The organism is Nocardioides sp. CPCC 205120, from assembly GCF_048654585.1.
GTDB lineage: Bacteria > Actinomycetota > Actinomycetes > Propionibacteriales > Nocardioidaceae > Nocardioides.
This window is the reverse complement of the sequence record NZ_JBMCYY010000002.1, coordinates 93,275-114,322: the sequence shown is the minus strand read 5'-3', so window position 1 is coordinate 114,322 and position 21,048 is coordinate 93,275. Positions and strand designations below refer to the sequence as shown.

General features: G+C 75.0%; 17 protein-coding genes and 1 riboswitch. Of the genes, 12 read left to right on the top strand and 5 right to left on the bottom strand.

Annotated features, from left to right (window positions below; genetic code table 11):
- Nucleotides 1-23: 23 nt before the first annotated feature.
- The 12 genes from ACOACO_RS11580 to ACOACO_RS11525 all read left to right on the top strand — a co-directional run bounded on the left by ACOACO_RS11580 (nucleotide 24) and on the right by ACOACO_RS11525 (nucleotide 14,976).
- A complete protein-coding gene (locus ACOACO_RS11580; protein WP_420296434.1) occupies nucleotides 24-869 on the top strand; it encodes an aldo/keto reductase in 846 nt (281 codons plus the stop codon).
- Entirely contained in the window at nucleotides 866-1,933 is a 1,068-nt protein-coding gene (locus ACOACO_RS11575; RefSeq protein ID WP_420296433.1) for an alanine racemase, read from the top strand. Before ACOACO_RS11580 ends, ACOACO_RS11575 begins: the two co-directional genes overlap by 4 nt.
- Before the next feature lie 22 nt (nucleotides 1,934-1,955).
- Nucleotides 1,956-2,648: a peptidylprolyl isomerase gene (locus ACOACO_RS11570; protein ID WP_420296432.1), complete on the top strand. Its 693-nt coding sequence runs from the start codon at nucleotides 1,956-1,958 to the stop codon at nucleotides 2,646-2,648.
- 87 nt (nucleotides 2,649-2,735) lie between these two features.
- Nucleotides 2,736-5,183, top strand: coding sequence for an aminopeptidase N (gene pepN, locus ACOACO_RS11565; RefSeq protein ID WP_420296431.1), 2,448 nt, complete (start codon nucleotides 2,736-2,738; stop codon nucleotides 5,181-5,183).
- 73 nt (nucleotides 5,184-5,256) lie between these two features.
- Complete coding sequence (locus ACOACO_RS11560) at nucleotides 5,257-6,417, top strand: exonuclease SbcCD subunit D (protein ID WP_420296430.1); 1,161 nt, start codon at nucleotides 5,257-5,259, stop codon at nucleotides 6,415-6,417.
- Nucleotides 6,414-9,473, top strand: coding sequence for an AAA family ATPase (locus ACOACO_RS11555; protein WP_420296429.1), 3,060 nt, complete (start codon nucleotides 6,414-6,416; stop codon nucleotides 9,471-9,473). The genes ACOACO_RS11560 and ACOACO_RS11555 overlap by 4 nt, the downstream gene beginning before the upstream one ends.
- 9 nt (nucleotides 9,474-9,482) lie before the next feature.
- A complete protein-coding gene (locus ACOACO_RS11550) occupies nucleotides 9,483-11,015 on the top strand; it encodes a TldD/PmbA family protein (protein ID WP_420296428.1) in 1,533 nt (510 codons plus the stop codon).
- Entirely contained in the window at nucleotides 11,012-12,403 is a 1,392-nt protein-coding gene (locus tag ACOACO_RS11545; protein ID WP_420296427.1) for a metallopeptidase TldD-related protein, read from the top strand. The genes ACOACO_RS11550 and ACOACO_RS11545 overlap by 4 nt, the downstream gene beginning before the upstream one ends.
- A gap of 275 nt (nucleotides 12,404-12,678) precedes the next feature.
- On the top strand, nucleotides 12,679-12,996 hold the full coding sequence (locus tag ACOACO_RS11540; RefSeq protein ID WP_420296426.1) for a hypothetical protein: 318 nt from the start codon (nucleotides 12,679-12,681) through the stop codon (nucleotides 12,994-12,996).
- A 7-nt stretch (nucleotides 12,997-13,003) separates the two neighbouring features.
- Nucleotides 13,004-13,414: a phage holin family protein gene (locus tag ACOACO_RS11535; protein ID WP_420296425.1), complete on the top strand. Its 411-nt coding sequence runs from the start codon at nucleotides 13,004-13,006 to the stop codon at nucleotides 13,412-13,414.
- Entirely contained in the window at nucleotides 13,398-13,796 is a 399-nt protein-coding gene (locus tag ACOACO_RS11530; protein WP_420296424.1) for a DUF3618 domain-containing protein, read from the top strand. Before ACOACO_RS11535 ends, ACOACO_RS11530 begins: the two co-directional genes overlap by 17 nt.
- Before the next feature lie 10 nt (nucleotides 13,797-13,806).
- Complete coding sequence (locus ACOACO_RS11525) at nucleotides 13,807-14,976, top strand: YihY/virulence factor BrkB family protein (protein WP_420296423.1); 1,170 nt, start codon at nucleotides 13,807-13,809, stop codon at nucleotides 14,974-14,976.
- Between the two features lie 121 nt (nucleotides 14,977-15,097).
- Here the strand turns inward: ACOACO_RS11525 and gcvP are convergent, their stop codons facing one another.
- From gcvP to ACOACO_RS11500, 5 genes are all read right to left on the bottom strand, one after another.
- Nucleotides 15,098-18,007: an aminomethyl-transferring glycine dehydrogenase gene (gene gcvP / locus ACOACO_RS11520; RefSeq protein WP_420296422.1), complete on the bottom strand. Its 2,910-nt coding sequence runs from the start codon at nucleotides 18,005-18,007 to the stop codon at nucleotides 15,098-15,100.
- 77 nt (nucleotides 18,008-18,084) lie between these two features.
- Nucleotides 18,085-18,194: riboswitch (glycine riboswitch) on the bottom strand.
- A 114-nt stretch (nucleotides 18,195-18,308) separates the two neighbouring features.
- Nucleotides 18,309-18,923 (bottom strand): MerR family transcriptional regulator, encoded by a 615-nt coding sequence (locus ACOACO_RS11515; protein ID WP_420296421.1) that lies wholly within the window; start codon nucleotides 18,921-18,923, stop codon nucleotides 18,309-18,311.
- A 216-nt stretch (nucleotides 18,924-19,139) separates the two neighbouring features.
- Nucleotides 19,140-19,607 carry a bifunctional nuclease family protein gene (locus tag ACOACO_RS11510; RefSeq protein WP_420296420.1) on the bottom strand — a complete coding sequence of 156 codons (468 nt, stop codon included), beginning with the start codon at nucleotides 19,605-19,607 and terminating at the stop codon, nucleotides 19,140-19,142.
- A gap of 85 nt (nucleotides 19,608-19,692) precedes the next feature.
- Nucleotides 19,693-20,442, bottom strand: coding sequence for a MerR family transcriptional regulator (locus tag ACOACO_RS11505; protein WP_420296419.1), 750 nt, complete (start codon nucleotides 20,440-20,442; stop codon nucleotides 19,693-19,695).
- 2 nt (nucleotides 20,443-20,444) lie between these two features.
- Nucleotides 20,445-20,945, bottom strand: a complete 501-nt coding sequence (locus ACOACO_RS11500; protein WP_420297222.1) for an FHA domain-containing protein — start codon at nucleotides 20,943-20,945, stop codon at nucleotides 20,445-20,447.
- Nucleotides 20,946-21,048: the final 103 nt, after the last annotated feature.

The window sequence follows — 21,048 nt, the reverse complement described above, 5'->3', positions numbered from 1 at the left end:
ACCGCCGCCGTACATTGACGCCCATGACGACGATCGACGTCCCGACCCGGGCGCTCAACGACGGCACGTGGTTGCCGGCGGTGGGCTTCGGCACCTACCCGCTGCGCGACGACGAGGCCGTGCGCGGCGTGCGCTCGGCCCTCGAGGTGGGCTACCGGCTCATCGACACGGCGGTGAACTACGAGAACGAGGAGGCCGTCGGCGAGGCGCTGCGCACCAGCGGGCTCGACCGCGACGAGTTCCAGGTCACCAGCAAGATCCCCGGGCGCCACCACGCCTACGACGACGCCGTGGCCAGCGTCGAGGGCAGCCTGCGGCGCCTCGGGCTCGACCACCTCGACCTCCAGCTCATCCACTGGCCGAACCCCGGCCGCGACCAGTACGTCGAGGCGTGGCGCGCGCTCGTCGACCTGCGCGAGCGCGGCCTCGTGCGCTCCATCGGCGTCTCCAACTTCACCGAGCAGCACATCGAGCGCGTCGTCGACGCCACCGGCGTGGCCCCCAGCGTCAACCAGGTCGAGATGCATCCCTACTTCCCCCAGGAGGCGCTGCGCCAGGCCCACGCCCGCTGGGACGTCCTCACCGAGGCCTGGAGCCCGCTGGCCCGCGTCGGCGACCTCACCGACGAGCCCGCCGTGACCGGACCGGCGCAGCGCCTCGACGTCGACCCCGCGGCCGTCGTGCTCCGCTGGCACGTGCAGGTGGGGTCGCTGCCCATCCCCAAGTCGGCCTCACCCGAGCGCCAGCGCAGCAACCTCGACGTCTTCCAGATCGCGCTCAGCGACGAGGAGGTGGCCGCGATCACCGCGCTCGGCCGCCCCGACGGGCGGATCTTCGGCGCCGACCCCGAGACGCACGAGGAGCTGTGAGCGCCGCCCCCGCGACGCCGTACCTCGCCGTCGACGGCGAGCGGCTCGCCCGCAACCTCGCCCGCGTGCACGGTGCCGCCGCCGACCTGGGCGTGCGGCTGCGTCCCCACACCAAGACCCACAAGTCGCCCGTGCTGGCGCGGCTGCAGCTCGAGGCCGGCGCGCAGGGCATCACGGTCGCCACGGTCGGCGAGGCCGAGGTGTTCGTGGGGGCCGGCTTCGACGACGTGCTCGTCGCCTACCCGCTGTTCGTCGACGCCGAGCGTGGCCGCCGGCTGCGCACGCTGGCCGAACGGGCCCGCATCGTCGTGGGGGTCGACTCCGTCGACGGGGTACGGCGGGTGGCCGCCCACGCGCCCGACGTCGCCGTGCACGTCGAGGTCGACTCCGGGCACCACCGCACGGGGGTGCTCCCCCACGAGGCCGCGACGGTCGCGGGCGCCGCGGCCGAGGCGGGCCTGGAGATCGCCGGGGTCTTCACCTTCCCGGGCCACAGCTACGCCCCCGGGGCCGGGCCCTCCGCCGCGGTGGCCGAGGCCGAGGCCCTCGCCGCCGCGGCCGACGCCCTCGCGGCCGCCGGCCTGCCCTGCCCGGTGCGCAGCGGCGGGTCCACGCCCAGCCTCGCCACGAGCCTGGCGCAGGGACCCGGGGCCGTGGGCAGTGCCCTGCCGGACGAGCTGCGCCCGGGCGTCTACCTGCTGGGCGACGCCCAGCAGTGGGAGCTCGGCCACCACGAGCCGGACGACATCGCCCTCACGTGCGTCGCGACCGTCGTCAGCCACGCGGGCGGACGGCTCGTCCTCGACTCCGGCGGCAAGGTGCTGGGCGCGGACCGTGCGCCGCACGCGACCGGCTGGGGGCGGCTCCCCGCCCACCCCGACGCCCGCGTCGTGCTGCTCTCGGAGCACCACGCCGTCGTCGATCTCGGGGGCGGCCCGCTGCCCGCCGTCGGGTCCCGGGTGGAGGTCGCTCCCAACCACGTGTGTGCGGCGATCAACCTCGTCGACACGATCTGGGTCGACGGTGCGCCCCTGCCCGTGGAGGCCCGCGGCCGCAACTCGTGACCGTCCCCCTAGGCTCGGGCGCATGAGCCGAGCCACCACCCGCGCCCTGTCGATCGCCGCCGTCCTCGCCCTCCCGCTCCTCGCCGCCTGCGGCTCGGACTCCGACGAGGGCTCGAACGGCTCGCAGGAGTCGACCGACGCCACCGGCGTCACCGACGGCACGTGCTCCTACGAGGAGTCGGGCGAGGCCGCCCGCGACGTCGACCTGCCGCCGGCCGAGCCCACCGTCACCACCCCGACGCCGGCCGTCATCTCCACCTCGAACGGCGACCTCGACGTCACGCTGAACGGCGACACCACACCGTGCACCGTCAACTCGTTCGTGTCGCTGGCCGAGCAGGGCTTCTACGACGACACCCCGTGCCCCCGCATCACGACGATGGCCGGCTTCGAGGTGCTGCAGTGCGGCGACCCGTCGGGCACGACGGCCGGCGGCCCGGGCTACTCCTACGCCGACGAGCTGAGCGGCGACGAGACCTACGGCGCGGGCACGCTGGCGATGGCCAACTCGGGCCCCGACACGCAGGGCTCGCAGTTCTTCATCGTGTACGGCGACACGCAGCTCTCCCCCGACTACACCGTCTTCGGCACGGTCGACCCCGCCGACCTCGGCGTGATCGAGGAGATCGCGGAGGCCGGCGACGACGGCTCGAACCCCGCGGGCGGCGGCGCGCCCAACACCCCGATCGACATCGTCGCGGTCACCGTCGGCTGACCCCTCCCGGCCCCGCACGACCCCAGCACGACCGGCACGACCCAGCACCACCCCGCCACGGCGGCCGCCCCTCGTAGGGTGGCCGCCGTGAGCGTTCCCGGAGCCAGCACGTCCCTGCGTCGCGACGAGGCCGAGCGGAGGGCGGCGCTGCTCGACGTCACCGGCTACGAGCTCGAGCTCGACCTGGCCACCGACGAGGCCACCTTCCCCTCGCGCACCACCATCACCTTCACCAGCGCGGGCGGCGACACCTTCGTCGACGTCAAGCCGCTCGAGCTGCGCGGCGCCACCCTCAACGGCACCGAGCTCGACCCCGCCACCCTCCACGCCGGGCGCCTCCCGCTCCCGACGGAGGCGGGCGAGAACGTCCTCGTCGTCGACGCCGTGATGGGCTTCCGCACCGACGGCGAGGGCCTGCACCACCACACCGACCCCGCCGACGGGCGCCGCTACGTCTACGGCATGAGCTTCATGGACGCCGCCCCGAGCGTGTTCGCCTGCTTCGACCAGCCGGACCTCAAGGCGCCGTACACGCTCACCGTCCGCGCGCCCCGGGACTGGACGGTCACGGCCAACGCGCCGGGGACCGAGGCCGAGCCCGGGCTGTGGCGCTTCGAGCGCAGCGCCCCGCTCGCGACGTACTTCGTCACCGTGGTCGCCGGGCCCTACCACCACGTGCGGGACGAGCACGACGGGATCCGCCTGGGCCTGTCGTGCCGCCGGAGCATCGCGCCGCACCTCGACGCCGACGCCGAAGAGCTCCTCACCGTCACCCGGCAGTGCTTCGACGAGTTCCACCGGCTGTTCGGCATCCGCTACCCGTTCGGCGACTACCACCAGGCGTTCGTGCCGGAGTTCAACGCGGGCGCGATGGAGAACCCCGGCTGCGTGACGTTCCGCGACCCGCTGGTCTTCACCAGCCGCGTGACCCGCGGCGCGCGCATCCAGCGCGCCGTCACCGTGGCCCACGAGATGGCCCACCAGTGGTTCGGCAACCTCGTCACGCCCCGCTGGTGGGACGACCTGTGGCTCAACGAGTCGTTCGCGGAGTACATGGGCAACCGCGTGGCCGCCGACGTCACCGAGTACGGCGACACGTGGGTCCACAACGCCCACCGCCGCCGACAGTGGGGTCTCGTCGCCGACCAGCGCCCCAGCACCCACCCGGTCGCCGGCAACGGCGCCGAGGACGCCGCCGGGGCGCTGCAGGACTTCGACGGCATCTCCTACTCCAAGGGCTCGAGCGTGCTCAAGCAGCTCGCCGCGGTCGTCGGCGACGACGTGTTCGTGGCCGGGGCCGTCGACCACTTCACCCGCCACCGCTTCGGCAACGCCACGATGAACGACCTCCTGGGCTCCTGGGAGCGCGCGGGCGCGGGCGACCTGACGGGCTTCGTCGACGGCTGGCTGCGCGCCCCCGGCGTGGACGAGCTGCGCCTGGACCGGGCCGCGGGCACGCTGCGGCGGGTGCCGCCGGCCGCCCACCCCGCCGAGCGGACCCACGCCGTGCGGGTCGCGAGCGCGGCGCCCGGCGACGCGACGTGGCGGGTCGACGAGGTCGTGCTGGCCGGCGAGGGCACGCCGTACGACGTGGGGCCCGACGCCGCGGTCGTCGTCGACGCCTACGAGGACTCCTGGTCGTGGTCCGCGCCCGACGCCGCGACGCTCGCGGCGCTGCCCGACCTCCTGCCGCGCACCACCGACCCGATGCTGCGGGCCGGGATCTGGAACGCGCTGCGCAGCGGCGTGCACGCCGGCGCGGTCGAGCCCGCCGCCGCGCTCGCGGTGGTCGCGGCCGGACTGCCCTCCGAGCGCGACGACGACGGCGTCAGCGTGGTGACCGCGTGGGCCCTCGGCCGGCTCCGCGCCGTCGTGGCGGACCCCGAGGACCTGGAGACGCAGGTGCGGGCCGCGGCCGAGGTCGTCGTGCGCGACGCCGAGCCCGGCAGCACCGTCCAGCTCGCCGGCTTCGGAGCGGTCGTGGCGACGACCGAGGACGAGGCGCTGCTGCGCTCCTGGCTCGTCGGCACCGACCTGCCACCGGGGGTCGAGCTCGACGAGGCGCTGCGCTGGAAGGTGCTCGTGCGGCTCGCGGTGCGCGGCGCGACCGACGCCGACGAGCTGGACGCCGCGCTCGCCGCCGCGCCCTCCGCGGTGGCGCGCACCGAGCACTCCCGGGCCCGCGCGTCCCTGCCCACGGCCGCGGCCAAGGAGTGGGCCTGGGCGCGGTTCACCGGCGAGGCGCGCGTCGCGAACTACGAGGTCGAGGCCGCCGGGCTCGGCCTGTGGCAGCGCGGCCAGGAGCACCTGACGGAGCCGTACGTCGAGCGCTACCTGACCGGGCTGCCCGCCGCGGCGGAGGTGTTCTCGGGCTGGCTGCTCGGCGACGTCGCCGAGGCCTTCTTCCCGCTCACGGCCCGGCGCCCCGAGGTGCTCGAGCGGGTACGCCGGCTCGCGGCCGACCCGGACCTGCCCGGGGCCGTGCGACGCCGGGTGGACGACATGGCCGACGAGCTGGCGCGCCGGATCGGCTGACGCCCAGGGTGGTCCCGGCCACCCCGCGGCGTGGGTCCGCGGGACTGTCGGCGGGGCCACCTAGGTTCGTCCCGTGCGCATCCTCCACACCTCCGACTGGCACCTGGGCCGCTCGTTCCACCGGGCCGACCTGCTGGGTCACCAGGCGGCGTTCGTCGACCACCTGGTCGGCGTCGTCGAGGAGGAGGCCGTCGACCTGGTCGTGGTGGCCGGTGACGTGTACGACCGGGCACTGCCGCCGGTCGACGCGGTGCGGCTGGCCGACGAGGCGATCGCCCGGCTCGCGGCGTCGCGGGCCCGGGTCGTCGTGACGAGCGGCAACCACGACTCCGCCCGGCGCCTCGGCTTCGGCGCGCGGGTGATGGACGCGGCGGGCGTGCACGTGCGCACCGACCCGACCCAGGTGGGCGTCCCGGTGCTGGTCCCCGACGGCGACGGCGAGGTCGCCGTCTACGGCATCCCCTACCTCGACCCCGACGCGGTCCGCGAGCCGTGGGCCCTGCCCGCCCGCTCCCACGAGGCTGCCCTCGGTGAGGCGATGCGGCGCGTGCGCGCGGACCTGGCGGGCCGTCCGGGCACGCGCTCGGTCGTGCTGGCCCACGCGTTCGTCGCCGGCGCGCAGCCGAGCGAGTCGGAGCGGGACATCTCGGTCGGCGGCGTGCAGCGCGTGCCGGTGCCGGTCCTCGACGGCGTGGACTACGTGGCCATGGGCCACCTCCACGCCAGCCACGTCCTGACCGACCGGCTGCGCTACTCGGGCTCCCCGCTGGCCTACTCCTTCTCCGAGGCGGGCCGCGAGAAGGGCTCCTGGCTCGTGGACCTCGCCGCCGACGGCGCGGTGTCGGCCTCCTTCCTGCCCACCCCGGTCCCCCGGGCCCTGGCCCGTCTCCGCGGCACCCTGGAGGAGCTGCTGTCCGACCCGTCGCTGGCGGTGCACGAGAGCGCGTGGGTCGAGGCGACCCTCACCGACCCCGAGCGGCAGCGGGGCGCGATGGAGCGGCTGCGCCGCCGCTTCCCCCACGCCCTCGTGCTGACCCACGAGCCGGCGGGCGGGGTCGCCCCGGCCGCGCCGCACCGGCCCGTGGCGGGCCGCAGTCCCCACGACGTCACGCTCGACTTCGTGCGCCACGTCCGCGGCTCCGACGCGTTGGCCGACGAGGCGGCGCTGCTCGCGTCGGCCTGCGAGGCGTGCACCGGCGACGCCGACGCCACGCGGGAGGTCGCCGCCGGATGAGGCTCCACGACCTCCGGGTGACGGCGTTCGGGCCGTTCGCCGCCACCGTCACCGTCGACCTCGACGACCTGGGCTCCGACGGGCTCTTCCTGCTCTGCGGGCCCACCGGGGCCGGCAAGTCGAGCGTCCTGGACGCCATCTGCTTCGCCCTCTACGGCCAGGTCCCGGGCGAGCGGAGCACCGCCCGCCACCTGCGCAGCGACGGCGCGGCCCCGGACGTCGCGCCGCGCGTCGTGCTCGAGGCGACCCTCTCGGGCCGCCGGTTCCGGTTCACCCGCAGCCCCGCCTGGGAGCGCCCCAAGAAGCGCGGCACCGGCACGACGACGCAGCAGGCCAGCGCGCTGGTCGAGGAGCGCGTCGACGGCACGTGGACCCACCTGACGGGGCGCATCGACGAGGCGGGCCAGCTGGTGGGCCGGCTGCTCGGGCTCACGATGGCCCAGTTCTGCCAGGTGGTCCTGCTGCCCCAGGGCGAGTTCCAGCGCTTCCTGCGCGCCGGGGCCGACGACCGCCAGCGCCTCCTGCAGAGCATCTTCCGCACGAGCCGGTACGCCGAGGTCGAGCGCTGGCTCACCGACCGCCGTCGGGCCCTGCGCCAGGAGTCGCTCGACGCCCTCGCGGGGGTGCGGAGCACCGTGCACCGCCTCAGCGAGGCCGGCCACGTCCCGTTCCCCGACGACCTGGCGCTGGACGACCCGTCGGGCACCCCGGGCGACGGGGGCACCGCGGCGCTGACCGCCTGGGCGGAGGGCCTCGTCGCGGACGCCGCCGGTGCGGCGCAGGCCGCCGACCGGCGTCGCGCCGCCGCCGAGGACGCCCTCGCGGCCGCGGCCTCCGCCTGCACCGCCGCGGAGTCCCTCGCCGGCCTGCGCGAACGCCACGCCCGCGCCGCAGCCGCCGCGGCGGAGCTCGCCGAGGAGCAGGACGGGGTCGAGGCGGCCCGGGCGGAGCGGGACGCCGCCGTCCGCGCCGCGCCGGCCCGGGCCCTGGTGGGCGCTCACGACCGCGCCGTCCGTGGGCTCGCGCGGGCGGAGGCGTCGGCGGACGCCGCCCTCCGCGCGGTGGGCACGGCTGCGCACCTCGTCACCGGCACCCTCGAGCTCGACTTCGGCGACGGCTCGCCCGCGGGCACACCGGCGGTGGACGCCGCCACCGCGCGGCGCGCCCTCGACGACGTCGTGGGCCGACGCCACCGGTGCGAGGCCGCGGCAGGTCACGAGACGACGCTGCGACGCCTGCGCGAGGCCGCGGCCGCCCGGGACGTCGAGATCGGCGAGGTGGACGACCGCGTCGCCGCCCTCGAGGTGGAGGCGCGCGAGCTGCCGGGGCGCCTGGCCGCGCTGCGCGACGAGGTGGCCGCGGGTGTCGCCGCCGTCGAGGCGATCACGACCACGCGCGAGCGGCAGGGCGCCGTGCGGGCGGGGCTCGAGGCCGCCCGGCGGAGCGAGGAGCTCACCGAGACCCTCGCCGTCGCCGAGCAGGACCTGCTCGACGCGACGGGCCGCACCCAGCGCTGCCGCGAGCGGCTCCTCGACCTCCGCGAGGCACGGCTGGAGGGCATGGCCGCCGAGATCGCGCAGGGCCTGGCCGTCGGCGGGGCCTGCCCGGTGTGCGGGTCCTGCCAGCACCCCGAGCCCGCCCGCCGGGCCCACGACGCCCCCGACGCAGCCGCCGAGAAGCAGGCACGCAGCGACCTCGACGACGCCGAGGTCGAGCAGCAGGCGTACGGCGACCGCGTGCGCACCCTGCGCGAGCAGCTGGCCCGCGCCCGTGAGGCCGCGCAGGACCGTCCCGCGGTGCAGTGGCGCGCCGAGGGCGACGACCTCGCCCGCGCGCTGGCCGACCTGACGGCCGGCGTCGCCGCGCTCCCCGCCGCCCGCTCGGCCCTCGCCCGGGCCGAGGAGCGGCAGGCCTCGCTCGGTGACGAGCTGCGCCGGCTCGAGGGCCGGCGCGCCGCCCTGGGCGCCGGGGCGGCGGCCGACGCCGCCCGCGCCGACGAGCTGCACCGGGGGCTGCGCGGCCTGCTCGTGGCGGAGGACGCGCCCGACGTGGCGACCGCGCTGGCGGCCCTGCGGCGCGACGAGGAGCGGTGGACCCGGGCGCTCGAGGCGCTCGAGCAGCGCGAGCGGGCCCGGCTCGCGGTCGAGGAGACCGACGAGGCCGCCCGCGCCGAGGCCGCCGCGTGCGGGTTCGCGAGCCTGGAGGAGGTGGAGGCCGCCGCCCGCACCCCCGAGCAGGTGGCTGCCCTCGAGGCGCGCGTGCGCGCCCACGACGACGCGGTGGCGGCGACGAGCGCCGCACTGGCGGACCCCGAGCTGGTGGCGGCGGCCGCCGCCCCCGCCCCGGACCTCGACGCCGCCCGCGCCGGCCACGGCGCCGCCGACGCCGAGGCGGGTGCCGCGCGCACGCAGGCGGAGGTCACCGCCGTCCGGGCGGGGCGCCTCGGGGCGCTCGCCGACGACCTGCGGGCCGCGCTGGCGGCGTGGGAGCCGGTCCGTGCCGCCCACGAGGTCGCCGAGCGCGTCGCCACCCTCGCGTCGGGTCGTTCGGGCGACAACCGCCTGCGGCTCGCGCTGCCGGCGTACGTGGTCGCGTGGCGCCTGGGTCAGGTGGTCGAGGCCGCGAACGACCGGCTGGGGCGCATGTCGGGGCACCGGTACGCACTCGAGCAGTCCGACGCCCGCGGCGGCCTCGGCATCGTCGTGCGCGACGACTGGTCCGGCGAGCGGCGCGACCCGGCGACGCTGTCGGGCGGTGAGACGTTCGTCGTCTCCCTGGCCCTCGCGCTCGGGCTCGCCGACGTCGTCACGCAGGAGTCCGCGGCCGACGGCGAGGGCAGCGACCTGGAGACGCTGTTCGTCGACGAGGGCTTCGGCTCGCTCGACCCCGACACCCTCGACGACGTCATGGACACCCTCGACGAGCTGCGTGAGGGCGGGCGCGTGGTGGGCGTGGTGAGCCACGTCGGCGAGCTCCGCACCCGCATCACCACCCAGCTGCAGGTGACCCCGGCCCGCTCCGGATCCACCGTGCGGCTGGTCCACGCCGACGGGTAGGTTCGCGACATGAGCGTTCCCGAAGTCGATCCTTCGTTCCTCGCGCTCCCGTTCCGCCGCCTCGCCGACGTGGCGTTGCGGCGTGCGACCGACCTCGGCGCGACCCACGCCGACTTCCGGTTCGAGCGGGTCCGCTACCAGGACCTCAACGTCCGCGACGGCTCCCTGCTGGGCACCCGCGACAGCTCGGACGTCGGTTTCGCCGTCCGCGTCGTGCACGGCGGCGCCTGGGGCTTCGCCTCGGGGGTCGTCCTGACCGACGACGAGGCCCGCCACGTCGCCGACCGGGCGGTCGAGGTGGCCCGGGTGGCCGCCGCGATGACCCGGGTGCCGGTCGAGCTGGCGCCCGAGCCCACCTACGACGACGTCACGTGGGTGTCGTCGTACGCGGTGAACCCTCTCGAGGTGCCGGTCGCCGACAAGGTCGCGGTGCTCGTCGACCTGACCGAGCGGCTGCGCGCCCACGCCGCGGTCGAGCACGCCACGGCCAGCCTGCAGCAGGTGGTCGAGAACAAGTTCTACGCCGACTCCTCCGGCACCCGCACGACCCAGCAGCGGGTGCGCCTGCAGCCCGGCCTCACCGCCATGGGCTCCGACGCGACCACGGGCGTGTTCGACTCCATGACCTCCATCGCGCCGCCGGTCGGCCGCGGCTGGGAGTACCTGGCGTCCCCCGTCGCCGAGGGCGGCTGGGACTGGGACGCGGAGGTCGCCGAGCTGCCGGAGCTGCTCGCCGAGAAGCTGCGCGCCCCGAGCGTCGAGGCCGGCACCTACGACCTCGTCATCCACCCCTCCAACCTCTGGCTGACCATCCACGAGTCGATCGGCCACGCGACCGAGCTCGACCGCGCGCTGGGCTACGAGGCCAACTACGCCGGCACGAGCTTCGCGACGTACGACGGGCTCGGCTCGCTGCGCTACGGCTCCCCCGTCATGAACGTCACCGGTGACCGCACCGTCGAGCACGGCCTCGCGACGATCGGGTACGACGACGAGGGCGTCGCCACCCAGCAGTGGGACATCGTGAAGGACGGCGTCCTGGTCGGCTACCAGCTCGACCGGGTCATGGGCCACCAGCGCCCCGAGCTGAACGGCGGCCGCTCGAACGGCTGCGCGTACGCCGACTCCCCCGGCCACATCCCCATCCAGCGGATGGCGAACGTGTCGCTGCAGCCGGCCCCCGACGGGCCGAGCACCGACGAGCTGATCGGTCGCGTCGAGCGCGGCCTCTACGTCGTCGGCGACAAGTCGTGGTCGATCGACATGCAGCGCTACAACTTCCAGTTCACCGGCCAGCGGTTCTACCGCATCGAGGACGGCCGCCTGGCCGGCCAGGTGCGCGACGTCGCCTACCAGGCCACCACGACCGACTTCTGGGGATCCATGGAGGCGGTGGGCGGGCCCGAGACCTACGTGCTCGGCGGCGCCTTCAACTGCGGCAAGGCCCAGCCCGGCCAGGTCGCCTCGGTCAGCCACGGCTGCCCGACGGCGCTGTTCCGCGGCGTACGGATCCTCAACACGAACGAGGAGGCAGGCAAGTGAGCGAGCAGACCCGCCCCCAGGACCTCGTCGAGCGGGCCCTGGCCGCGACGCGCTCCGACGACGCCGTCGTCATCGTCACCGCGCGCTCGTCGGCGAACCTGCGCTGGGCCAACAACACCCTGACCACCAACGGCGAGATGCGCGGCGTCGAGGTCACCGTGCTGGCCTTCGACCGGCGCGCCGACGGCGTCGCGGTCGGCTCCGTCACCAGTGCCGCGGCCTCCGTCGAGCAGGTGCTCGCCCTCGTCGAGGAGGCCGACGCGGCGGCCACGGTCGCCGGTGTCGCCGACGACGCGTCCGACCTGGTCACCGGCGACGCCGCCCCCGACTGGGACGAGCCGCCCGGCACGACCTCCATCGGCGTGTACGACGCGGTGGCCCCGGCGCTCGGGGAGGCGTTCGGCACCGCGGGCGGCGCCGACCGGGTGCTCTACGGCTTCGTCGACCACGAGGTCGCCACGACCTACCTCGGCTCCACGACCGGGTTGCGGCTGCGCCACGAGCAGCCCACGGGCCACTGGGGCTGCACCGCCAAGCCGTCCGACCTCTCGCAGAGCGCGTGGGCCGGCGGCGCGACCCGCGACTTCCGCGACGTCGACCCCGTGGCGTTCGAGGCCGACCTCGCCCGTCGGCTGTCGTGGGGGCGGCGCCGCGTCGACCTCCCGGCCGGCCGCTACGACACCGTGCTCCCGCCGACCTCGGTGGCCGACCTGCTCATCTACACGCTGTGGGTCAGCTCGGGCCTCGACGCCCACGACGGCCAGTCGGTGTGGAGCCGCCGCGGCGGCGGCACCCGCGTCGGCGAGCAGGTCGCGCCGCCGACCGTCCGGATGCACTCGGACCCGGGCTACCCCGGCCTGCAGAGCGCGCCCTTCGTGCACACCTCGACCTCGGACGAGTCGACGTCGGTCTTCGACAACGGCCTGCCCATCGGCCCCACCGACTGGATCCGCGACGGTCGTCTGACGAGCCTGTTGCAGAGCCGGCACTCGGCGCGCGTCACCGGCCTGCCCGTGACCCCCGCGCCCGACAACCTGGTGCTCGACGTCGCCGGCGGCGCCGGCAGCACCGAGGACCTCGTGGCCGGCACCGAGCGCGGGCTGCTCGTGACCTCGCTGTGGTACATCCGCGTCGTCGACCCGCAGAGCCTCCTGCTGACCGGGCTGACCCGCGACGGGGTCTACCTCGTCGAGGGCGGGGAGATCACGGGCGTGGTGAACAACTTCCGCTTCAACGAGAGCCCCGTCGACGTCCTCGGCCGGTTCACCCACGCGGGCGCCACCGTGCCCAGCTTCAGCCGTGAGTGGGGCGACTACTTCTCCCGCACCGCCACGCCGGCGCTCCGCCTGCCCGACTTCAACATGTCGAGCGTGTCCCAGGCGCAGTAGGTCGGGCAGCCCGCCTCCGCACCCCCGCGCACCCCCGCGCACCACGACGCCCCGGACCCAGCGGTCCGGGGCGTTGTCGCACGCTCGGCCGCGCCGCGGGCCAGCGGTGCGGGCCGGCGGTGCGGAGCAGCGGTGCGGGGCAGCGGTGCGGGGCAGCGGTGCGGGTCACTGTTGTCCCGCGGGCGAGCGGGTACCGGCGGTGACCGCGCGAGAGGGAGCGCGTGCGGTCCGGAGCGCCATCGGCCTCCGGAACACATCGACAAGGAGGCGTTTCAATGCGCAAGCTGACGTTGCTGCTGGGGATCGGAATCGGCTACGTGCTGGGGGCACGCGCCGGCCAGCAGCGCTACGAGGAGATCAAGGCGCAGGCCTCGAAGGCGTGGAACAGCCCCGCCGTGCAGGAGAAGGCCGCCCAGGCGCAGGAGAAGGTCAAGGAGACCGCCCCCAAGGTCGGCGAGAAGGCGAGCGAGGTGGCCTCCAGCGTCGCCGCCAAGGTCAAGAAGGACGACGAGGGTGCCGGCACCAACGCGGACCCGTCGGGCACGCCCATCGGGGACGGCGTGGCGCAGCCGGGCTCGTCGGCCGGCATCTGAGGTCGACGTGAGCAGCGTCCGTGGAGACGAGTCCACCGGCGAGCTGATCTCCCGCCTGTCGACGCAGACCTCCGAGCTGGTGCGCGGGGAGATCCGGCTCGCCCAGGCCGAGATCTCGCAGAAGGTCAAGTACGCCGGCTTCGGCGCGGGCGCGTTCGGCGCGGCCGCGCTGATCGGGTTCTTCGGCCTGGGGGCCCTGATCGCCACGATGATCATCGCGCTCGACCTCGTCGTGCCCCTGTGGCTGGCGGGGCTCATCGTGGCGCTGGCCCTCCTGCTGCTGGCCGGGGTGCTCGCGCTCGTCGGCCGGAAGCAGGTCGACCACGCCGCGCCCGCGGTGCCGGAGCGCACCGTCGAGAACGTCAAGGAAGACGTCCGCACCGTCAAGGAGGCCCGTCAGCATGACCACACCACCTGAGTCCGGTGCGCACCGCGCCGACGTGCCCACCGACGAGGAGCCGAGCATCGAGGAGCTGCAGCACGACGTCGAGCAGGTCCGCGCCGAGCTCGGCGAGACCGTCGAGGCCCTCACCGCGAAGCTCGACGTCAAGGGCCGCGCCCACGACAAGGTCGAGGAGGTCAAGGGCAACGTCGGCGACAGCGTCGCCCACGCCAAGGACCAGGTCGCCGGGGCCGCCGGCCAGGCCAAGGACCAGGCTGCCGCCGCCGTCGAGCAGGCCCGCGAGGCCCTGACCGACGAGCGCGGCAAGCCGACTCCCGTCGCCCTGGGGGGTGCCGGCGGCCTGGTGGCGGTGGCCGTCCTGGTCACCGTCGTCGTCCTGTGGCGCCGTCGACGGTGAGGTGGACCCGGTGCTAGGACGAGGCAAGAAGAAGCACGACGACCACGCGGCCGACCACGCGGCCGACCACGCGGGCGCCCGCGCGACACCGCGCCCGGGCGAGTCGACGGAGGAGCAGCGGAGCCGGACGGCACCCGACCCCGACGACCCCCGCAAGCCCGACTCGATGGGCGACATCGAGAAGGCGTCGTGGCGCTACGTCGCCCGCCGCACGATGCGCGAGTTCAGCAAGGACCAGTGCACGGACCTGGCGGCAGCGCTGACCTACTACGCGGTCCTCGCCCTGTTCCCTGGCCTCGTCGCCCTCCTCTCCCTGGTCGGACTCTTCGGCCAGGGCCAGGCGACCGTCGACACGCTCCTGCAGATCCTGCGGGACGTCGGCGCCGGTTCGGCCGCGGACACCCTCGAGCCGACGCTCCAGCAGCTGTCCGCGTCCCAGGGCGCGGGGCTGGCGTTCGTCATCGGCCTCGCGGCCGCGCTCTGGTCGGCCTCGGGGTACGTGAACTCCTTCGGTCGTGCCCTGAACAGGATCTACGAGATCCGCGAGGGCCGGCCCATCTGGAAGCTGCGCCCGGTGATGCTCCTGCTGACCGCCGTCTCGGTGGTGCTCGTCGCCCTCGTGGCGCTCGGGCTCGTCATCTCGGGCCCCGCGGCCACCGCCGTGGGCGACGCGATCGGCGTCGGCTCGGCCGCGGTCACGGTGTGGAACATCGCCAAGTGGCCGGTCATCCTGCTCGCCGTCGTGGTCGTCGTGGCCCTGCTCTACTACGTCACGCCCAACGTGCAGCAGCCCAAGTTCCGCTGGATCAGCGTCGGAGCGATCGTCGCGATCCTCACCTGGGTCGTCGCCTCGGCGGCGTTCGGCTTCTACGTCGCGAACTTCGGCAGCTACAACAAGACGTACGGATCGCTGGCCGGTGTGGCGGTGTTCCTGCTGTGGCTGTGGATCACGAACCTCGCGCTGCTGTTCGGCGCCGAGCTCGACGCCGAGCTCGAGCGGGGCCGGGAGCTGCAGGCGGGCATCGCCGCGGAGGAGACCATCCAGCTGCCGCCGCGCGACACCCGCACGACGGAGAAGGCCGACGAGAAGCACGCCGACGACGTCGCGGAGGGCCGTCGCCTGCGGGCCGACGGCGGACCCCAGGACGCGGACGCGCACCGCGCAGGCGATCGACGGTGAGGTCGGAGCCGGGCGACTGACCGGTTCGCCCCCCACCGCCGGCACCACCACCTGCGCCACGACGACGGAGCCCCGGGCCCAGCGGCCCGGGGCTCCGTCGTACCCGGACGGGGGGGACGCCTCAGTCCCGCTCCTCCGCGAAGGCCTCGAGCGGCGGGCAGGCGCACACGAGGTTGCGGTCGCCGTACGCCTGGTCGATCCGGCCGACCGGCGGCCAGTACTTGTCGGGGTCGTAGCCGGCGGGGAAGACGCCGAGCTCGCGGGGGTACGCGCGGTCCCACCCGCCCGTGAGCGCCCGGGCCGTGTGCGGGGCGTGGCGCAGCGGCGAGTCCTCCGCGGCCCACTCCCCCGCCGCCACCCGATCGATCTCGGCGCGGATGGCGATCATCGCGTCGCAGAACCGGTCGATCTCGGCGAGGTCCTCGGACTCGGTCGGCTCGACCATGAGCGTGCCCGCGACGGGGAACGACATCGTCGGGGCGTGGAAGCCGTGGTCGACCAGGCGCTTGGCCACGTCGTCGACAGTCACGCCCGTCGCCTTCGTGAGCGGCCGCAGGTCGAGGATGCACTCGTGGGCCACCAGCCCGTTCTCCCCGCGGTAGAGCACGGGGAAGTGCTCCTCCAGGCGGGCCGCGACGTAGTTGGCCGCGAGCACCGCCACGGCCGTCGCGTGGGCCAGCCCCTCGGAGCCCATGAGCCGGACGTAGGCCCACGAGATCGGCAGGATGCCCGCCGAGCCGTACGGCGCGGCGCTGATGGCGCCCACGCCGGCCCGCTTGTCCTCCTCCGCGTGCAGCGGGTGGGAGGGCAGGTACGGCGCCAGGTGCGCCTTCACCGCCACCGGGCCGACGCCGGGCCCGCCACCGCCGTGCGGGATGCAGAACGTCTTGTGGAGGTTGAGGTGCGACACGTCGCCGCCGAACGCGCCCGGGCGGGCGTGGCCGACCAGCGCGTTGAGGTTGGCGCCGTCGACGTACACCTGCCCGCCGTGGGCGTGCACCACCTCGCACAGCTCGGTGATCGTGTCCTCGTAGACCCCGTGGGTGGAGGGGTAGGTGACCATGATCGCGGCGAGGTCGTCGGCGTGCTCCGCGCAGGCGGCCCGCAGGTCGTCGAGGTCGACGCCCCCGTCCTCGGCCGAGCGCACGACGACCACCCGCATGCCCGCCATGACGGCCGAGGCGGCGTTCGTGCCGTGGGCGGACGACGGGATGAGGCAGACGTCGCGGCCCGTGTCGCCGCGGTCGTGGTGGTAGGCGCGGATCGCCAGCAGCCCCGCGAGCTCGCCCTGCGAGCCGGCGTTGGGCTGCACCGAGACGCGGTCGTAGCCGGTGACCTCGGCCAGCCAGCCCTCGAGGTCGGCGACGAGGCGGCGGTAGCCCTCCGCGTCGCCCGCCGGCACGAACGGGTGGAGGTCCGCGAAGCCCGGCAGGCTGATCGGCTCCATCTCGGTCGTCGCGTTGAGCTTCATCGTGCAGGAGCCGAGCGGGATCATGCCCCGGTCCAGCGCGTAGTCCCGCGCCGAGAGCCGCCGCAGGTAGCGGAGCATCTGGGTCTCGCTGCGGTGGCTCGAGAACACCTCGTGGGTCAGGTACGGCGTCTCGCGCCGCAGCGCGTCCGGCAGGGCGTCCGCGGTGGTGCGGTCGACCTCGTCGACGTCGACGCCCGCCAGGTCGGGCAGCGCCACGGCGAGCGCGGCGAGCACGCCGTCGAGCGTGCCGCGCGTCGTGCGCTCCGACGTCGAGATGCCGGCGTGGTCGGCGTCGACGAGGCGCAGGTGCAGGCCCCGCTCGCGGGCCGCGGCGACGACCGCGGCGGCCTCGCCCGGCACCCGCACGGTGACGGTGTCGAAGAGGGCCTCGTGGAGCGTCGTGCCGCCGGCGGCCCGGACCGCGGCGGCCAGCACGGCGGCGTACCGGTGGGTGCGGTGGCCGATCGTGCGCAGGCCGTCGGGGCCGTGGTGCACGGCGTACATCCCGGCCGCGACCGCCAGGAGCACCTGCGCGGTGCAGATGTTGGAGGTCGCCTTGTCGCGGCGGATGTGCTGCTCGCGGGTCTGCAGCGCCAGCCGGTACGCCGGGCGGCCCTCGGCGTCGACCGAGACGCCGACGAGGCGGCCGGGCAGGTTGCGCTGCAGGCCGTCACGCACGGCGATGTACGCCGCGTGCGGGCCGCCGTGGAACAGCGGGACGCCGAAGCGCTGGGTCGACCCGATCGCGACGTCGGCGCCGAGCGCCCCCGGCGACTCCAGCAGCGTCAGCGCGAGCAGGTCGGCGGCGACCACGACGAGCGCCCCGAGCCCGTGGGCGGCCTCGACGAGCGGGCGGGGGTCGAGCACCCGGCCGGAGGCGCCGGGGTACTGCACCAGCACCCCGCACAGCCCGGTCTCGGCGACCGTCGGCGGCAGTCCGTCGGTGAGGTCGGCGACGACCACCTCGATGCCCATGGCCTCGGCGCGGGTCCGCACGACGTCGATGGTCTGCGGCAGGGCGTCGGCGTCGACGACGAACGGTCCGCTCGCCCGCCGCTGGGCCCGGCGCACCAGCGTCATGGCCTCCGCGGCGGCCGTGGCCTCGTCGAGCAGGGACGCGTTCGCCGTGGGCAGGCCCGTGAGGTCGCCGACCATCGTCTGGAAGTTGAGGAGCGCCTCGAGCCGGCCCTGGGAGATCTCGGGCTGGTACGGCGTGTAGGCCGTGTACCAGCTCGGGTCCTCCAGCACGTTGCGGCGGATCACGGGCGGGGTGGTCGTCGGGTGGTAGCCGAGCCCGATGAGGGACTCCCCCGGCGCGTTCGTGGCGGCCAGCGCCCGCAGCTCGGCGGCCACGGTGGCCTCGGAGGCGGCCGGCGGCAGGGCCAGCGCCACGTCGCGGTCGCGGATGCCGGCGGGCACGGCGGCGTCGAGGAGGCTCTCGAGCGAGTCGTGGCCGAGCCGCTCGAGCATCGTGCGGACGGCGTCGGCGTCGGGGCCGACGTGGCGCTCGACGAAGGGGTGGGCCGAGTCGAGCTCGGCGAGGGTGGGCTGATCCGTCATGAGGCGCTCCGGTCACCAGGGGTCGGTCGGTCCGCCTCCCCCTCTGTCACCGACGTCGCCGTCCGCTCCAGAGTCGCCTCGTCCGCTCGGTCCGTGCGCCTGAGAGGTTCCGGGGAGGAATTGCCCCTTCGGCGCTCCGTCGACCCCCGCTCGCGCGGGTGCACGGAGGCTCTCCCGTGCGGATTCGTCAGCGGGCGCAACGCTACCACCGGGACACGACGGGGGCCCGGCACCACGAAGGTGCCGGGCCCCCGACGGAGGTGTTCCGGGTGGTACGGCGCGGCTCGGCCGATGGAGCGGCTCAGCCGATGCGGCGGGCCCGGCGCGCGGCGAGCTCGTCGACGACCGACGTGTCGCTCGCGGCCGCGTCGTCCGCGGTGCGCTCGCTCGGCAGCTCGGCCAGCGAGCCCTCGATCTCGCGCCACACGCCGCCGATCGCGATGCCGAAGACGCCCTGGCCGCCCTGGAGCAGGTCGATGACCTCGTCGTTGGTGGTGCACTCGTAGACCGAGGCGCCGTCGCTCATCAAGGTCACGCGCGTCAGGTCGTCGGTGCCGCGCTCGCGCAGGTGGGAGATCGCGGTGCGGATCTGCGGCAGCGAGATGCCGGCATCGAGCAGCCGCTTGATGATCTTGAGGATCAGGATGTCGCGGAAGGAGTAGAGCCGCTGCGAGCCCGAGCCCTTCGCGCCGCGGATCGACGGCTCGACCAGGCCGGTGCGGGCCCAGTAGTCGAGCTGGCGGTAGGTGATGCCCGCGGCGTTGCAGGCGGTCGGCCCGCGGTACCCCAGGTCGCTGGGCAGCGGCGACACGTCGTCGGTGAAGAGCAGCCCCTGCTCGTCGGCGAGCTCGGTCGCCTCGGCGACCGCCTGCTCGTCAGCCCCGCTGCGCGCGGGCTGCTCGTCGTTCCTGCTCACTGCGACCTCCGTCGGTTCCTTCGCGTCACGCAACTCCGGAGGGAAGTGGTCGTGCGGAGCACAACGGTGGAGTTACAACGAAGACGGTCCCCAACGTAGGCCTGCCACCGAGCCGGGTCAACGCACGACACGCCGGTCGCAACCCTCCATCTCAGGTCGAGGGTCACACTTCGGTGACGGGCGGGCCCGCCCTCCGGGCGCGGTGGGCGCTCCGTGTCAGCGGGACTCGAAGTCGTCGGGGGTGACGTGGTCGAGGAACTCGCGGAACTTCTCCACCTCGTCCTCCTGCTCGGCCGGCACCGCCAAGCCGGCCTCGTCCAGCACGTCGTCGGCGCAGACGATGCGCGATCCGGTGCGCAGGGCCAGCGCGATCGAGTCCGACGGGCGGGCGCTCACCTCTACTCCGGAGGCGAGCACGAGCTGGGCGTAGAAGACGCCGTCGCGGACCTCGACGATCCGCACCTCCTCGAGGCCGTTGCCGGTCGCGTCCAGCACGTCCTTCAGCAGGTCGTGCGTGAGGGGTCGCGGCGGCACCACCCCCTGCTGGGCGAACGCGATCGCCGTCGCCTCCACCGCCCCGATCCAGATGGGCAGGTAGCGCTCCCCCGAGCTCTCGCGCAGCAGCACGATCGGGTGGTTGGAGGGCATCTCCACACGGACTCCGACGACATCTACCTCGCGCACGTCCACCACCCTACTCCCGGCACCGAGGCGCCCCCGACGGTGCGGACGGGGCGGGGACCGAGCCCGGGACGGAGCGCGGGGCCGCTCAGCGGCCCGGCAGCGATCCCTTGACGAGGGTCGCGTGGAGGCGCACGGTCAGCGCGGCGATCTGGGCGGCGACGTCCGCGGCGCGGGCCTCGGCGGCGGCGTCGCGCCCCCGGCGTACCGGGGCGACGACCTGCTCCACGAGACCGACCTCGCGGTCCGCGGCGGCGCGGAAGGCCCGCAGGTGGCGCGGCTCGATGCCGAACGCGTCGAGCTCGCGGGCGGTGTCGGCGACGACCAGGTCCTCGGCGTCGTAGTGCCCCGTGCCCGAGGGCCGCACGAGGCCGTAGTCCTCCAGCGTGGCGAGGAACGACTCCTCGATGCGCGCGACGGTCAGCAGCTCGCGCCGCGTCAGCCGCACCTGGCCGCGGCGCCGGAACTCGTCGGGCCCGGGGAGGCCGTCGGCCGCCAGCGCGACCTTCGGGACCGTCGGCACCACGCCCTCGATGGGCGGGGGCTCGAGCCCTCGGTCGATGGCGTCGAGGTGCTCGCCGATGACCTTGAGCGGTAGGTAGTGGTCGCGCTGCATGACGAGCACGTAGCGCAGCCGGTCCACGTCGCCGGGGGCGAACTTGCGGTAGCCCGACGGGGTGCGCTCGGGCTTGATGAGCCCCTTGTCCTCGAGGAACCGGATCTTGGGGATGGTGATGCCCGGGAACTCCGGCCGGAGGACGTCCAGCACCTGACCGATGTTCATCCGGTCGGTGTGGGCGCCCCCCTGCCGGTGCGGGTCGACGCCGGGGGCGGCCATGCTCAGACCGGCGTGCCCGAGAAGAACACCAGTCGGTACTTGCCGATCTGGACCTCGTCGCCGTCCTTCAGCGTGACCTCGTCGATGCGGTCGCGGTTCACGTAGGTGCCGTTGAGGCTGCCGACGTCGGAGACGGTGAACCGCCCCCCGGTACGGCGGAAGTCGGCGTGGCGGCGCGAGACCGTCACGTCGTCCAGGAAGATCTCGCTCTCCGGGTGGCGCCCGGCGGTCACGAGGTCGGTGTCGAGGAGGAAGCGGCTGCCCGCGCCCGGGCCGCGCTGCACCACGAGGAGCGCGTGGCCCGGCGGCAGGGCGTCCACCGCGGCGGCGTCGACGGCGTTGAGCGCCCGGTCGGAGCTCTCCGTGGACGACGACGCGCCGAAGGTGATGGTGGCCGTCGACTCCGACGCGGCGGGAGCGGAGGTCACCAGCTTGGTGCCGCACTGGGAGCAGAACCGGGCCTCGTCCGGGTTCTGGCTACCGCAGGCTGTGCAGAACGGCATGGTGATGGCCTCCTGGGAAGTCACGGAAACCCTCAACGGCGGGCTGAGGGTGACGAGGTCCGAACCTACCAGTCACAGGGCTCGGATCAACCGGGTACGGGTG

Bases quoted from the DNA above. Each gene is read 5' to 3' on its own strand.
- ACOACO_RS11570 (WP_420296432.1), top strand. From the start codon at position 1,956: ATGAGCCGAGCCACCACCCGCGCCCTGTCGATCGCCGCCGTCCTCGCC.
- ACOACO_RS11540 (WP_420296426.1), top strand. From the start codon at position 12,679: ATGCGCAAGCTGACGTTGCTGCTGGGGATCGGAATCGGCTACGTGCTG.
- ACOACO_RS11500 (WP_420297222.1), bottom strand. From the start codon at position 20,945: ATGCCGTTCTGCACAGCCTGCGGTAGCCAGAACCCGGACGAGGCCCGG.
- ACOACO_RS11530 (WP_420296424.1), top strand. From the start codon at position 13,398: ATGACCACACCACCTGAGTCCGGTGCGCACCGCGCCGACGTGCCCACC.
- ACOACO_RS11580 (WP_420296434.1), top strand. From the start codon at position 24: ATGACGACGATCGACGTCCCGACCCGGGCGCTCAACGACGGCACGTGG.
- ACOACO_RS11555 (WP_420296429.1), top strand. From the start codon at position 6,414: ATGAGGCTCCACGACCTCCGGGTGACGGCGTTCGGGCCGTTCGCCGCC.
- ACOACO_RS11505 (WP_420296419.1), bottom strand. From the start codon at position 20,442: ATGGCCGCCCCCGGCGTCGACCCGCACCGGCAGGGGGGCGCCCACACC.
- gcvP (WP_420296422.1), bottom strand. From the start codon at position 18,007: ATGACGGATCAGCCCACCCTCGCCGAGCTCGACTCGGCCCACCCCTTC.
- ACOACO_RS11550 (WP_420296428.1), top strand. From the start codon at position 9,483: ATGAGCGTTCCCGAAGTCGATCCTTCGTTCCTCGCGCTCCCGTTCCGC.